This window comes from Dactylosporangium sp. NPDC051541 (assembly GCF_044454505.1).
Lineage (GTDB): Bacteria > Actinomycetota > Actinomycetes > Mycobacteriales > Micromonosporaceae > Dactylosporangium.
In genome coordinates, this window is the sequence record NZ_JBITDU010000012.1 from 21,423 (window position 1) to 34,997 (window position 13,575).

The window sequence follows — 13,575 nt, forward strand, 5'->3', positions numbered from 1 at the left end:
CGAAGCGGTACGTGGTGCACTTACGTCCTACGGTTGCTCGCCACAAGCAGCGCGAGCTGCTCCACCGTCAGCCAGTCGCGGGTGCGATGAATGATGCGGTGGCAGTTTGAGCAGATCAGGGCTAGATCCACCAAACGCGTACGTGTCTTTCCGGTGACACCCAGCGGCGTTCGGTGGTGGCATTCGATGTAGTCGCGACCTCGGTCGCCGTAGGTGGCGTAGAAGTCGAAGCCGCACGCCTCGCAGGCCAACGCGGCGCCGCGTTTTCTGGCGTCCTCAAGCTTCTTGGCCTTGAGTTTCGGGCTGCGCTCGCGGCGCAGGTGTTCTTTGAGGAGTACCCCACCCTCCTCCACTCCGTCATCGTCAACATCCAGCTCGGAGATATCCGCTGCATCCTCGCTCCAGTCGAGCAGAGCTTGCCGGATCGAGGCAGCCAGAGCGCGCATCTCGTTCGGCCGAGTAAGGAAATCCTGCAGCACCTCAGCATCCAGGCGGCTTCCGTTCGTGGGCTTGTGGTTCGGAAGTCGTGATACAAGATCATTTGATTTACGCTCGACGCCGGCCGGGTTGCGAAAGTCGGATCGGCGGCCCTGCACCGGATGGATGGCCGGGCTCTGCAGCAGCTGTGAGATGTTGATGGCCACCGGATTCTCCAGAGCGATCGTACGCCAGCCGTTTGCCTCGACCGCTTCGCAGACCAGGATGATCTCATCTCTGGTCCAGTCGGGGTTACGGACAAAGATGACGGTGAACCCGAGGGCACGCAGTCGCTCGGCCACGGTCTTATCACCACCGGTGAAGTCGTCCGAACGCCACGGGCCAGCACCGCTAATGCCGTGCGCGACACCAAAGATCGCCTTCGAGTCGTAGAGCCGGTCAGCGTGCTCAAGGAAGTACGCCTTCGCTGCCCCGAAGCCGTGAATGCGGAGAAACCCCTCGCGTCCGAGCCGGTCGAACTCGTCGACGGCGGCGAGGACGGCATCTCTGGTGACATCGGCGAAGGCCATGCCGGAGAGCATAAATGTAGAACAACGAAGCACCTGGCCAGACGGATCAAGGCCCTGAAACCCATAAGTATCCCGCCGGCATCGGTCGGCCGACGCTCAGCACAGGTAGACGCTCACCGTGTATGTGAGCGCCTACCGGCAGTTCAGGGCTTACGCTTGTGGCGCATCCCTGCCCAAAGAGGACCTAGCTGTGACGAACGGCCTGGTAGACGGCAAGGAGCACGCCTCCTGCGGCTGACGCAACCAGCAACAGGATGCACGCACGGGCGGTGGAGCTCCAGCTCTTCAGAGCGGCGCACACCGCCCGTGCCATCCAGCGACTCACGGCCTAATTCACCCCCTCTCCGCATCCGTGCCTGAGACGCAAAAAAGGCCCTCAGCAGCGAGTCTCGATGATCTACAGCCCTACCTGTAGACGAGATCCGTGCCGAGCGCCGAATGCGCATCGAATGAAGTTGTGTGTGTATGGCTGGTTACACAAACCGCAAGTTCGACAAACCCCGGCGTCCAGACCGGCGGCCTCCACCGCCGCGCATAGGGTGCGGTTGCGGAGGACTTGCGGCGCAGGCGCGAGGTCACAACCCTCGACCGCCAGCGAAAGCAGTATGTCATGCAACGCACCCTGGGACACGTAAGACGCGCCGCAGCCCCGTTGCTCCCGCCAAGTTTCCGACGCCCGCCGTGGTCTCAGTTCTGGTCTCATTCACCCGCGTGCAGGCCCGTCCGTTGACGTGTTCGTACGGGCTCCGCCCGACGTCGCGGACCTCTCATGACCTTGACGGACGATCTACCGTGGCACTGAAAAGCGGAAGGTCGGCGGTTCGACCCCGCCCCTGCCCACAAAGCTCTTCGCCGGGCTTTACAGACCCCGACCAGCGGCAACGCGGTCGGGGTCTTTGTATGCGCCCGCCCGCCACCGCGATCATCCACGTAGCAAAGGCGGAATGCCCGGAAGCGGACGGTCGACCTGGTATAGCGTTCGCTGCACTCGTCTCCGTGACCACAACGGAGTGGGGCATCTACGTCGTCGACGAGGTGCGCGCCTGGATCTACGCACTGGAACCGTCAGCCAAGGCCAGCGTCGTGCTCGCGATCGACGCCCTTGCGGAGAACGGACCAAGCCTCGGACGACCGCTCGTCGACACCATCACTCATTCGGCGCTCGCCAACCTCAAAGAGCTACGTCCAGGAACGATGCGCATCCTGTTCGTCTTCGACCCGTGGCGGTCCAGCATCCTGCTTGTTACCGGCGACAAGGCGGGGCAGTGGGAAGCCTGGTATCGGGAAGCGATACCGCTCGCGGAACAGCGCTACGAGGTCTACCTGAAAGAACGGGCACAGGAAGAGGAGGGTCAGCGATGAGCAGTTACGTGCGCTGGAGTGACATTCGCGGCGAGCTTGTGGAGCAGGCTGGCGGCGAGGAAGCCGTTGCGGCTGGCAAGCAGCAGCTGCTGGCCGAGGTCACCGGGCATCGGCTCGCCGAGGCTCGCCGAGGTCGCGGGTTGACGCAGCAGCAGGTCGCCGATCGCATGGGCGTCACCAAGGGCCGGGTCTCGCAGATCGAGCAGGGCCAGGTCTCGGGTCAGGAAGTCCTCGCCCGCTACGCCGTCGCCTTGGGCGGCCGCCTCCACCAGGCAATCTACTTCGAAGACGGCGACATCACCGCCATCGCCTGACCTACGGCGCCGTGTAGCAACGCGTGTAGCAACGGCTGCGCACAAGCGCACCCACCGCCGATCCGGGCCAGACCAGATCGCAGCCCTGGACGGTCGGCGGTGCTGGGCTGCTCAGACCTGGAAAGCGGAAGGTCGGCGGTTCGACCCGCCCCTGCCCGCAAAGCTCTTCGCCGGGCTTTACAGACCCCGACCAGCGGCAACGCGGTCGGGGTCTTTGTATGTCCGCCCTCCGCCACCTCGCTCGCCCATGTGCAACAGCGCTCTGCGCGGCAGAGGACGGTCGGACTCGCGGGCCGCGGACCTGCCGCGTCTTCTCGGGCGGGCGTATCGTTGAGTGGCGCCCAGTCAGCGGTGGTGGCGGGAGTGGAGGCACAGCGTGACCAGCGAGGCGATCGAGATGATCACGGTCCCCCGGGCTGAGTTCGATGCCATGCAGGCAGAGCTCAAGCGTCTCCGCCGCGAGGCTGCACGCGACGTCGCGTTGACAACTATGCGGGCGGACCGCGGTCCCGGAGCCGGCGACGAGGCTCGCATGTTCACGCGGGAGCAGCTGGCCGAGGCATGGGGAATTCGTGCCTGAACGGCAAATACGTTTTCCCGAGCAGGCATGGCAACAGATCGAGGCGCTTCCTCAGCAACTGCGATGGACAGTCCAACGTGCGATCTTCCATCTCCTCGATGAGCCGGTCCCGACCCTCGCCGACCCATTCGCGCCGGGCGATCCGTTGCCGGGTGCCTATGAACTTCCACGACGGGAACGAGGTCATCAGCATTCAGCTCGTGCGGGTCGACACCTGATCTGGTGCATCGTCTGAAGGCCGGCGTCGTGTAGCAACGCGTGTAGCAACGGCTAACCAGCACGGGCGGCGGACGGTCGGGTCGGTATGGCGTTCGCTACACCCATCTACCTGACCACATCGGAGTAGGGCATCTACGTCGTCGATGAAGTGCGCGCTTGGATCGTTCGACGCTTGCCAACCTCAAAGAGCTGCGACCAGTAACGATGCGCATCCTGTTCGGCTTCGACCCCTGGCGGTCCAGCATCCTGCTTGTCGCCGGCGACAAGGCGGGACAGTGGGAGGCCCCGATGGCGGGCTGTTCGGGCGGCGGACGGTCACAAGGCGTGCCACAGCCGGACCGCACGCTGGCGGGTTACAGGGAAAGCGCGAAGCGCAGCCCGACTGCTACCTGGCTCATCGTGGCGCTCGACAACGCGCCGACCGCATGGGCGTCACGAAAGGCCGAGTCTCACAGATCGCGCAGGGCCAGGTCTCGGGCCAGGAAGTCCTCGCCCGCTACGCCGTCGCCCTGGGCGGACGCCTCCACCAGGCGATCCACTTCGAAGACGGCGACAGCACCGCCATCGCCTGACCGCCGTGAGTGGAGCCGGCGCTCGGACCCGAACCTCCGTGCCTTCCGCGACGGTGGAACGGTGGGTCTGTGCTAGCTCGCCACGTTGGGCTGGTCCGGCACCGCGGGGCGTGGGCGGGCTGCGAGGGCCAGGATCACGACGACCGCTGCGAGCGGCAGCCCAGCGGCGGCGAACGGGCTCAGGCCGAGATCGTAGACGTAGCCGTTGTATGCGGCCTGGCTCAGTTGCACGGTGCTGTGTGCCAGTCTGGAGACGGCTCGCCAGGTGAGGTAGTAGACGCCCATCGACGGTAGTGCGAGCAGCAGCCAGGCCACGCCCGCCAGGTTGCCGATCGCGGCCCGCTGCCAAAGCTGGGCCCGGCGCAGCCGGTAGCCGAGGCGGCCCGCGAGCAGCCAGCCGCCGACCAGGCCGAGCGCCGCGCCGAGCAGTGTCAGCGGCAGGACCGGTGCGGGTTCGGCGGGCACGACGCGCAGCGTGAGATCGTCGCCGCCGTCCCGGGAACCCACGGCGGAGACGTCGATCAGGATGCCGTCGCGCTCCGCGAACAGATCCGTCGTCCGAGGTGTGAGGGTCGTGGAGCCGCTCGGGTCCAGGTAGGTGACCTCCGTCGTCCCGGTCACCGGCGGGTGGACCCGCCAGCCCGCGGCCTCGAGCCGGGCCGCGCTCTGCTCGGCCGACCAGGGGATGTTCGCCGCTACCAACCCGGTCATGATCTGGTACCGCAGTCCGTAGGCCTCCGGCTGCCGCGATACGTCGATCCGGGTGGGCCGGGCCGCCGCCAGCCCGACGATCTCGACGACGGCCGCGTCGGTGGGCGGCGCCGGCCGCGTGGCCCACCCGGCCGCCGATCCGGCGGCGGCGCCGAGCGCCCCGGCGGTGAGCGCGGTCAACACCGCGGCGGCCATCATGAGCCGCCCGACCGGCAGCCGGAACCGCTGCCGCAGCCCGCCCAGCAGCAGATCCCGAACCTCCCCGGCGGTTGGCCGCTCCTTCCCGGGCCCGGCGGCGTCCATGAGCGTGGTGACGATCTCGGTCCCGTATTCGCGGCGGTAGGCGCCCGGATAGGCCAGCATCAGCCACCCGTACCGGCGGCGCAGCGCGTGGTTCATGCGGTCACCGCACCGGGGTAGCCCCGCCGCCGTAGCCGCGTGACCGCGGCGGAGGCGTGCCGTCGCAGCCGCTCCGCCTCGGCGGCGAGGGCGGCGGCGCCGTCGTCGGTCAGCCGGTAGTACCGGCGCAGCCGCCCGTCCACGGCCTCCTCCCGATCGACGGCGATGAGGCCCTGCTCGGCGAGCCGGTCGAGCGCCCCGTAGAGCGTCCCGGCCCCGAGCACTACCTCTCCGCGGGACAGCTCACCGATCTCCTGCATGAGCCCGTAGCCGTGCAGTGCCCCGGGTGCGAGGGCGGTCAGGATGAGGAACGTGGGTTCCCGCATGGCAGCCATGGCGTGGACCTTACGGCTACCGATGCATATCGGCAACCGTAAGGTAGCCGGCCGCCTGAAAGGCCATGCACTCGACGGCGGCGGGGGCTACGCGGATCTTGTCGGTTCTATAGTCTCCCCGGTATCTCACGGGAGGAGAGTCGGTGCGCCACAGCAAAAGCGTTTTCGTTCCCTTCAGCGTCGGTTTCGTCGTGATGCTGGTGGTCGCCGGCTATTCGCTTACCAGCACCTCGCTCGACTTCGACGAGGGGGCGACGCTCTCCGCCGCGACCCGGTCGACCGGCGAGCTTTTCGATCTGGCCGGCTACAAGGACGCGGTGCTCGCCCCCTTCTATCTGCTGCTCATCGGCGTGGTGAAGATTTTCGGCGAGTCCGACGCGGCCCTGCGCCTGCCCTCACTCCTGGCGATGGCGGCCGGCGCCGGGGTGACCGCTGAGCTCGGCCGGCGGGTCGCTGGACAAGCGGCCGGAATCGTGGCGGGCATCATCTGCTCGACGCTCCCCAGTCTGGTGCTTTTCGCCCATACCGCCAGGCCCTACGCATTCGCGTTCCTTTTCGCGACGCTTTCTTCCCTGCTGCTGCTGACCGCCGTGCGGAATCCGGCCTGGTGGCGCTGGGCGCTTTATGGCCTTTGCGTGGCCCTCACCGGGGTATTCCACCTGGTGGCGCTCTCCGTGCTGGCCGCGCACGTGGTGATTCTGGCGATCGCCTGGTGGAAGGAGCGCGACAATCGGCTCCTGTGGTCAATTCCCGCGGTCGGCGCCGCGCTGGTGGTCGTCGCGCCGCTCGTGTGGATGGGCCGGGACCAGCGATACTCCCAGCTCCACTGGGTGGAGACGCCGACCTGGAAGACGATCGTCACGCTGCCCGGCGACATCACGTTCAGCCCGCCCGTGGGTTACCTGCTGGTCGGGCTGGCGGTCGCCGCCTACGCGGCCCTGCCGGCCCGCCGCTACGCCGAGCTGTTCGCGCTGGTCGCGGTGCCGATCGTCGTGGTCATCGGGGTCTCGCTGGTCGCGCCGGTGTGGGTGCCGCGATACGGCATCTTCCTGCTCGCGCCCCTCGCGGTCCTGGCCGCCGCCACCATCACCGCCGAGCACGTGCAGGCGGTCGCCGTGCCGCGCCTCGCGCGCATCGTGGCCATCGTGGTGGCGCTCGCGTTCCTGTCGCTGCCCATGCAGCAGTCGGTCCGGCAGACGAACAACTCGCCTGACACCCGCGGTATGGCCTCGGCCATCCACGCCAACGCGGCCGCGGGCGACGTCATCGTCTACACCGACTACGCCTGGTCGATGCGGCCGACGCTCACGCACTACCTCGGCCAGTTGGAGTGGAACCGCACGGCCCAGCCCCCGGACCGCCTGATGAAGCAGACGGCGGCCGCCAACGGGACCCTCGAGGCGACCGAGTTCAACGACATCCAGGGCAGGCTGACCAAGGTCCCCCGCATCTGGCTGATCGGCCCGGCCGCCGGCTCCTTCGGGGCGCCGAACGACCCGCTGACCGCGCCGGGCTGGAAAATCAAGTACATCAGCCAGCAGTACAAGATCCAGCAGACCTACACGTTCCGCACCGGGCGCGCGGTCCTGCTCGTGGCGCGAACCGACACACCCGCCCCGGCCTAGGCCGTCACGCAATGTTGCACGTGAAACACCGCAAATAGGCAGACTCGACAACGGTGTGTGGGGTGGCGGAGGATGTGGGTCCGCTCCTCCGACGCCGGCAGGCCACGTGACGATCCCTCAGCAGCAGCGACCGCCCGAGGAGCTGACGCCCGCGGCCTACGGCGAGGGGCTTCCCAGTCCGTGGTATCCCAGCCTCCAGCTGCCGCCGCCCCGACGGAGCTACCTCTGGCCCCTCCTGTGCGCGCTTCTGGTCCTCAGCGCGGCGGTAGCGGTGGCCGGAGGGGTGGCGACGGCGGCGGCCCTGCGCGGGGGCGGACGCGCGCCGACGGCGGCGACCTGGGTCGAAGTCGATGCCAAAGCGATTGATCTGGTACTGCAACGACGCACCGAAGCCGTCCAGCGCAAGGACGCCGAGGAGTGGATGGCCGACGTGGACCAGCGCGACCCGGCCTTCACCAAACGGCAGCGCCAGGAGTTCGACAACCTCACCAAGTTGCCGTTCGCGCAGCTCGAGTTCGAGCGCATCCCGCAGTCCGTCGTCAAGATGGCCGCGTTCCTGCCACCGGGGGCCTTCGAGCAGTACCACGCCGCCGTCCGGGTCGTGCCGGTCACGGTCCGGCACCGGATCGACGGGGTCGACAGCCGGCCGGTGGCGACGCCCTGGCTGGCCGTGTTCGCGTTCACCGGCCACAAGTGGGTCATCGCCGGTGACGGGGCCGGGAAGGACCTGCCCACCGGTGAGGCCGGCCAGCCGTGGGACGCCGCGGGGCCGATCGCCGTGGTGCGCAATGCGCGGGTCACCGCCGTCATCTCCGCCGACACCGGGCCGGCCGACGGCGGCCAGGGGCTGCTCGAGCTGGCCACGACCGGGCTGGAGCAGGTGGCGGCGGTCAAGCCGGGCGGGTGGGACGGGAAGGTGCTGCTGACGGCGGTCGCGGATCGGCGGATCTTCGACACCTACTTCGCCGAGTCGCAGGACCGGGTGGCGCAGGTCGCGGCGATCGCGGTGCCGTACTACTCAGCGGTCGTCGAGTGGGCGAACCGGCCGGCGTACGCCACCACGCGGATCGTGTTCAACCCCAGTGAACTGTCCGCGGCCAAGGGCGAGCTGCAGCACGACCTCACGCACGAGTTCACCCACGCGGCCATGGGGCCGGTCACCGGGCCCTACACGCCGCGCTGGGTGGTGGAGGGGTTCGCCGAGTATGTCGCCTATCGGGACGGGCACTTCGCCGCGGCCGGCATCCGGCAGGCCCTCGGGGACCTGGCGATCACGGCGTTCCCGGACGACAAGCAGTTCTACGAGGAGCCGCGAAACTATGTCGCCGGCTGGCTCGCGTGCCGGATGATCGCGGAGCAGTACGGCCAGGACAAGCTTGTGGCGTTTTATGAAGCTTTTCTGCGGCTGTCCGAGGTCGATTCCGTGGCCCGCGAGGTGCTCGGCGTGACCCGGGCGCAGCTGGAGCAGCAGTGGCGGGACTACGTGGACGCGCAGCGGCGCGGGTGATGGTCAACCCGCGCCGCCCGGCAGATCAAGAAACGAAGGACCCTACGCCGGCGGGAGGCCACCGTCGCCGTCGACGACCGCGTCGGGGGTGCCGTCCTGGTCGAGGTCACTCATGGTGATGTCGACCTTGCCGTCGCCGTTCGTGTCGAACTGGAACAGGTCCGCCTTGCCGTCCCCGTCGGTGTCGATCGCCCAGAGGTCGGGCTTGCCGTCGTTGTTGGTGTCGCCCACGAGCAGCTCCACGCGCTCGTCGCCGCGGGTCTCGACGGTCTCGTTGTCGGTCATCTGGTGGGTCCTCTCACCTGACTAGGGGTAATCGGGTTCACGGTAGGCCCTGGACGAGCGGCGCGCGAGCCAGGAACCGGACAGAAGATCAGACCTTGACGCCCGAGGTGACCAGCGCCTTGATCGCCAGCGCGGACTCGTCGAAGCCGACCACGAGGATGCCGGTGGCGCCGAAGCCCTTGATCTCGCCGGCGATGGGGCCGAACAGCGCCGAGCCGTCGGCCTTCTCGTACTTGTCCTTCGCCTCGTACTTCTTGACCAGGATGTTATCCGGGCGGATGCCGGCCGCGGTGAGGTCGGCCTTGACGCCGTCGGCCAGGCCGGTGCCGTAGGAGTCGTCCCGGGCGATGATCGCGACCTTGGTGTGCCCGTCCCGCATGATGATGTCCGCGACGGCCTTGGCCTGCAGGTTGTCCGGCGGGGAGGTGCGGAAGAAGAAGCCCTTGTCGTCGACCTTGGTCAGCGCGTCGGACGTCGCCGACGGCGAGATCATGACCCGGCCGGCCTGGACGACCTGCGGGATGACGGCCGCGCTGACACCCGAGGCGCCGGCCCCGATGATCACTCCGACGCCCTGGGCGATGAACCCGGCCGCGGTGGCCTTGGCGACCTCCGGGTTGGTGCCGTCGTCGCCCTCCACGACCTGCACGAGCTGGCCGAGCACGCCGCCGGCGTCGTTGATCTCCTTGATGGCCAGCTTGGCCCCGGCGAACATCGGCGGGCCCTGGAACGCGAGGGCGCCGGTCTTGGGCAGGAGCAGGCCGTACTTCAGCGCCGGCTTCGCGCCGCCCTTGTTGCCCGGGTTGGTGGCTGCGGGCGGCGCGGTCTTGTCCTCTTTCGTCTGGTCGCCGGCGCCGACGAACTCGGTCTTGGCGTCGTCGATCTTGTTGCTGGTGCCGAAGTTGAGCACGCCGTACATGGCCGCGGACGGCTCCCCCACGTTGGTGAAGCCGCTGCTGCGCATGGAGATGCCGCGGTACTTGAAGTCCTTGCCCGACTTCGCCGCGGTCAGACAGGTGGCGACGCTGTCGCAGGTGTTGTCGCCGGTCGTGACGCCGACGATCTGCTTGGCGATGACGGTCGGCTCGACCGACTTGCCGGTCTCGGCGGCCAGGGCGGCGATCACGACGGCGTCGTAGGCCTCGCCCGAGTAGTTGAAGTCGGTGAGTGACGAGTCGACCGACTTGACCCGGCGCTTGAAGTCGTCACTGAGCGGCGTGAGCGGTGTCGTGCCCTTCATCCCGTTCAGGACGGCCGGGGAGTCCTTCAGCGCGTCGCCGAACGAGTTGGCCATGTTGCCGTCCGTGCCATACAGCCGGATGTCCTGCGGGACCGCGCCCTCGTCGTCTTTGTCGCCGGAGGCGCAGCCAGAAACGGCGAGCAGCACTCCCATCGCCGTGAGCGCTCCCACTATGGCGGTGACCGGCCGTGCACGCATTGGCTTCTCCTCCCCAGGACCACCCGAAAGCTGCCGTGCGCACCATAGCGCGGACGCGGCCAGGAGTTGAGCGGGGGCGCGGGTACGCTCCCGGGTATGGCTGATCAAGAAGCACCGGGTGGCGTCTCGATGGAGGGCCATCTGCCCGAGCGCATGGGCATCGTCCTGCTGGAAGCCTCACCCGAGCGGGTCGTCGGGACCATGCCGGTAGAGGGGAATACCCAGCCGTACGGCCTGCTCCACGGTGGCGCCTCGGTCGTTCTCGCCGAGACACTCGGCTCGGTCGGGGCCGCCCTGCACGCCGGTCAGCTGTACAACGGGATCGCCGTCGGCATCGAGATCAACGCCAGCCATCACAAGTCGGCCAAGCGCGGTCTGGTGACCGGTGTGGCCACGCCGCTGCGGCTCGGCGGCCTTGTGGCCACCTACGAGATCGTCATCACCGACGAGGACGGCGAGCGGGTCTGCACGGCCCGTCTGACCTGTGCACTGCGCCGCGGATCAGCCCCGAAAGAGCACAGCGGGGCTTGACGTCGCGACATACGGTTGCGGCGTGGATGACCCGGGAGACGAGACATTTCAGGACGCCGCTCAGGTCCTGCAGTCGGCGCTCGCGGGCGACGAGGACGCCGTGACGCACACGTTCGACGCGGTGGTTGACCGGCGTGGCATGAGCGCCGCGTATGACGTCGCGTGGCGCCTCGCCGGCGAGATGGTTGGCGACAACCTGGCGCGCGGCCCGTGGCGGCTGGACTTCCCGGACATAGACGACGCCAACTACGACAAGCGCTGGGTGGCGCGGTTCGTGAGCGCGTATGCCAACGAGGACGTCCCGAGCGCCACGGCCCTGTTCACCGTGGCGCTGGTCGACGGCAAACTCCCCGAATGCCTGCTCACCCTGGCCGGCTCCGCGGTCGCCACGTTGAAGCGGCGCGGAGCCGCATAAGAACTGCCTAGCCGCGGGTGGCCAGCTCGGCCGTCAGCACGTTGGAGAGCACCGCGCCGTCGTTGCGCACCTGCCGGAGGTACCAACGCTGCAGTGGTGTTCTTGTCTGCGAGAACTGCCACCCTCCGCGCGGGCTGTCGATCTGGCCCAGCCGGCCGATCGCCGCGTTGAGGTTGACGGAGTCGAGGCTCCTGGTCGCGTCGGCGATGGCCTTGTCCAGCACGGCCGCGGCGTCGTAGGAGGCCATCGCGTAGGTCGACGGGACCGTGCCGAACGCCTTCTGGTAGTCGGCGACGAACCGGCGGTTGGCCACGTTGTCCAGGTCGGGCGAGTAGTTCAGCGCCGTGACGATGTCCTTCGCCGAGTCGCCCTGCTGCTTGAGGACGGAGCCCTCGGTCAGCGGGCCGGAGCCGAACAGTTTGACGTTGGCCGGGAAGTGCATGTTGCGGAACTGCTTCACGAACTCGACCGCCGAGGCGCCGTTGAACAGCGCGTAGACCGCCTGCACGTTGGCCGACTTCACGGCGTTGAGCATGTTGCCGAAGTCCTTGCTGCCATACCCGACCGTGCGGGCCTGCCCCGCGATGTTGCCCCCGGCGCTCTTGTACTGCTCCACGAAGCTCGCCACGTCATCGTCGTCGCCGCCGGGCCCGGTCTGCCCGCAGACGGCGAGCTGGCCACCGGCGTTCTGCGCGGCCCAGCGGGCGATCGCGAAGCCGGGCTCGTCCGAGACGAAGGACGTGCGCCAGTTGTACTTCAAGCTCATGGTCTGCAGCGCCTTCGGCGACGCGTTGGAGCCGATCAGCGGGATCTTCGCGTTTTCGATGTCGCCGGCCATCGCCAGCATCGCGGCCGGGTTGGCCACGCCGGTGAGCGCGAGCACCTTCTCGTCGTTGATCAGCTTGGCGGCCGCCGCCTTGCCGCTGTCGGCCGTCTCGCCCTCGTCGGCCTTGACCAGCGTGACCGGCCGGCCACCGAGCTTGGTGCCATGCTGCTGCAGGTAGAGGCTGAACCCGTTGTCGAGCTCGTTGCCGAAGTCCTTGAACTGGCCGGTCTGCGGGACGATCATGCCAATTTTGATCGGCGGTCCGCTCGGCACCGCGGTGCTGTCGGTCGAGCTGTCGGAGCTGCTGCAGGCGGACAGGATCGGCGCGGTCAGGCCCGCCGCTCCCGCGGCCGCGAACAGCCGGAGCGCCTGGCGGCGGTTCAGGTGGGACACGTGCTTTCCTCCCCGGGACCCGCGCGGACGCGGGTGTGGACTGCCCGCGCTCCTAGCGAGCCACGAGCCTACAACCCAGGGGGGTTTGTACCGCCATCGCGGCGGCCAGTCAATCGCCGTCCGCAGTCTCGCCCCTGGTCACCGTCCCGAACGCGGCCAGCACCGCGGGCCACGCCGCCGACAGCGGATCGATGACCCCGAAATGCTCGACCCCGGCCAGCTCAACCAGCGTGGCGTCGTCCCCGCCCCGGCGTGCGGCCCGGCAGTACTCCCGGGACAGCTCAACCGGCACAATGTCGTCCTCCGTGCCGTGCACGATCACTGTGCGTACACCTGATGGCAGGTTCCGCATCGGGTCGGCCGACCGGTAGGCGTCCGGCACCGCGTCCGGTCCCCCGCCGAGCAGGTCGGCCACGGCCCCGGCGTCGAGATCGAGCTCGTAGGCGCGGGTGAGATCGGCCACGGGGGCCAGCGCGACCACACCACCGACGGCGTCCGGGGCCACGGAGGCATACCACAGCGCGAGATGCCCGCCGGCCGAGTGCCCGGCCATGATGGGCCGGTCCACCGACACGGGCCGCAGCCCCCGGTGCGCGACCTCTTTCGCCAGCTGGTCCGGCACCGCGACGGCCGCCGCGGCCACATCCGAGAACGTGCCCGGCCACCCACCGCCGGTCTGCCCGGTCCGCCGGAACTCGATCGTGGCCACGGCATACCCGCGCGCGGCGAGGTCGACGGCGAGCGGTCCCGTGTGGGACCGATCAAACTCGTGACGCCAAAAACCACCATGCACAAAAATCACAAGCGGCGCATTTGGTACTGCCGGGAGCCGCACATCAGCCACATGATCGGGGTGCTCGCCGTAACGCAGCGTGAAGTCCGGCTCCGAGGCGGGCCGGCTCAGCACATCCCGGGGATCGGTCGTCACCGGGCGTACGTTATCGCGTCACGAAGGGTGGCAACAGGGGCCGTGTCGTTTGGGGCGGACGGGCTTCGCCGACCGGAACCGGGCCGGGGCCCGGATGTTTGCGGTGGGCGGACGTGCGTAAGACTGGG

Annotated in this window: 15 protein-coding genes and 1 pseudogene; 9 read left to right on the forward strand and 7 right to left on the reverse strand. The window is 68.5% G+C overall.

The features are described from left to right. Positions 1 to 20: 20 nt before the first annotated feature. Positions 21 to 1,007 carry an HNH endonuclease gene (locus ACIA8L_RS40115; protein ID WP_395912930.1) on the reverse strand — a complete coding sequence of 329 codons (987 nt, stop codon included), beginning with the start codon at positions 1,005 to 1,007 and terminating at the stop codon, positions 21 to 23. A 996-nt stretch (positions 1,008 to 2,003) separates the two neighbouring features. On the opposite strand from ACIA8L_RS40115, the gene ACIA8L_RS40120 reads away from it, so the two are divergent. The 5 genes and pseudogenes from ACIA8L_RS40120 (at position 2,004) to ACIA8L_RS40140 (ending at position 4,054) form a co-directional block, all read left to right on the forward strand. Continuing rightward, positions 2,004 to 2,369, forward strand: a complete 366-nt coding sequence (locus tag ACIA8L_RS40120; RefSeq protein WP_395912932.1) for a type II toxin-antitoxin system RelE/ParE family toxin — start codon at positions 2,004 to 2,006, stop codon at positions 2,367 to 2,369. Then, complete coding sequence (locus ACIA8L_RS40125; RefSeq protein ID WP_395912933.1) at positions 2,366 to 2,683, forward strand: helix-turn-helix domain-containing protein; 318 nt, start codon at positions 2,366 to 2,368, stop codon at positions 2,681 to 2,683. The genes ACIA8L_RS40120 and ACIA8L_RS40125 overlap by 4 nt, the downstream gene beginning before the upstream one ends. A gap of 376 nt (positions 2,684 to 3,059) precedes the next feature. Further along, entirely contained in the window at positions 3,060 to 3,263 is a 204-nt protein-coding gene (locus ACIA8L_RS40130; RefSeq protein ID WP_261962032.1) for a hypothetical protein, read from the forward strand. Between the two features lie 384 nt (positions 3,264 to 3,647). Then, positions 3,648 to 3,764 (forward strand): annotated as a pseudogene (locus tag ACIA8L_RS40135) (XRE family transcriptional regulator); the annotation flags it as partial. A gap of 14 nt (positions 3,765 to 3,778) precedes the next feature. Next, the gene (locus ACIA8L_RS40140; protein ID WP_395913350.1) at positions 3,779 to 4,054 is read left to right on the forward strand and encodes a transcriptional regulator; all 276 of its coding nucleotides are present in this window, start codon (positions 3,779 to 3,781) and stop codon (positions 4,052 to 4,054) included. A 72-nt stretch (positions 4,055 to 4,126) separates the two neighbouring features. Here the strand turns inward: ACIA8L_RS40140 and ACIA8L_RS40145 are convergent, their stop codons facing one another. Beyond that, the gene (locus ACIA8L_RS40145) at positions 4,127 to 5,164 is read right to left on the reverse strand and encodes a hypothetical protein (RefSeq protein ID WP_395912935.1); all 1,038 of its coding nucleotides are present in this window, start codon (positions 5,162 to 5,164) and stop codon (positions 4,127 to 4,129) included. Beyond that, complete coding sequence (locus ACIA8L_RS40150) at positions 5,161 to 5,490, reverse strand: PadR family transcriptional regulator (protein ID WP_395913352.1); 330 nt, start codon at positions 5,488 to 5,490, stop codon at positions 5,161 to 5,163. The genes ACIA8L_RS40145 and ACIA8L_RS40150 overlap by 4 nt, the downstream gene beginning before the upstream one ends. Positions 5,491 to 5,642: 152 nt before the next feature. Here ACIA8L_RS40150 and ACIA8L_RS40155 point away from each other — a divergent pair, with 152 nt between their 5' ends. Continuing rightward, the gene (locus ACIA8L_RS40155; RefSeq protein ID WP_395912937.1) at positions 5,643 to 7,124 is read left to right on the forward strand and encodes a glycosyltransferase family 39 protein; all 1,482 of its coding nucleotides are present in this window, start codon (positions 5,643 to 5,645) and stop codon (positions 7,122 to 7,124) included. 106 nt (positions 7,125 to 7,230) lie between these two features. Then, positions 7,231 to 8,631, forward strand: a complete 1,401-nt coding sequence (locus ACIA8L_RS40160) for a hypothetical protein (protein ID WP_395912938.1) — start codon at positions 7,231 to 7,233, stop codon at positions 8,629 to 8,631. A 42-nt stretch (positions 8,632 to 8,673) separates the two neighbouring features. Here the strand turns inward: ACIA8L_RS40160 and ACIA8L_RS40165 are convergent, their stop codons facing one another. Further along, positions 8,674 to 8,916: a hypothetical protein gene (locus ACIA8L_RS40165; protein WP_395912940.1), complete on the reverse strand. Its 243-nt coding sequence runs from the start codon at positions 8,914 to 8,916 to the stop codon at positions 8,674 to 8,676. Positions 8,917 to 9,004: 88 nt separating this feature from the next. Further along, positions 9,005 to 10,354, reverse strand: a complete 1,350-nt coding sequence (locus tag ACIA8L_RS40170) for an ABC transporter substrate-binding protein (RefSeq protein ID WP_395912942.1) — start codon at positions 10,352 to 10,354, stop codon at positions 9,005 to 9,007. 96 nt (positions 10,355 to 10,450) lie between these two features. Between ACIA8L_RS40170 and ACIA8L_RS40175 the strand changes: the two genes are divergently transcribed. Next, a complete protein-coding gene (locus tag ACIA8L_RS40175; protein WP_395912944.1) occupies positions 10,451 to 10,885 on the forward strand; it encodes a PaaI family thioesterase in 435 nt (144 codons plus the stop codon). A 22-nt stretch (positions 10,886 to 10,907) separates the two neighbouring features. Next, positions 10,908 to 11,300 carry a hypothetical protein gene (locus ACIA8L_RS40180; protein WP_395912945.1) on the forward strand — a complete coding sequence of 131 codons (393 nt, stop codon included), beginning with the start codon at positions 10,908 to 10,910 and terminating at the stop codon, positions 11,298 to 11,300. Positions 11,301 to 11,307: 7 nt separating this feature from the next. Here ACIA8L_RS40180 and ACIA8L_RS40185 read toward each other — a convergent pair whose 3' ends face one another. Beyond that, complete coding sequence (locus tag ACIA8L_RS40185) at positions 11,308 to 12,519, reverse strand: ABC transporter substrate-binding protein (RefSeq protein WP_395912947.1); 1,212 nt, start codon at positions 12,517 to 12,519, stop codon at positions 11,308 to 11,310. A gap of 109 nt (positions 12,520 to 12,628) precedes the next feature. Continuing rightward, positions 12,629 to 13,447, reverse strand: coding sequence for an alpha/beta hydrolase family protein (locus ACIA8L_RS40190; protein ID WP_395912948.1), 819 nt, complete (start codon positions 13,445 to 13,447; stop codon positions 12,629 to 12,631). Positions 13,448 to 13,575 lie beyond the last annotated feature (128 nt).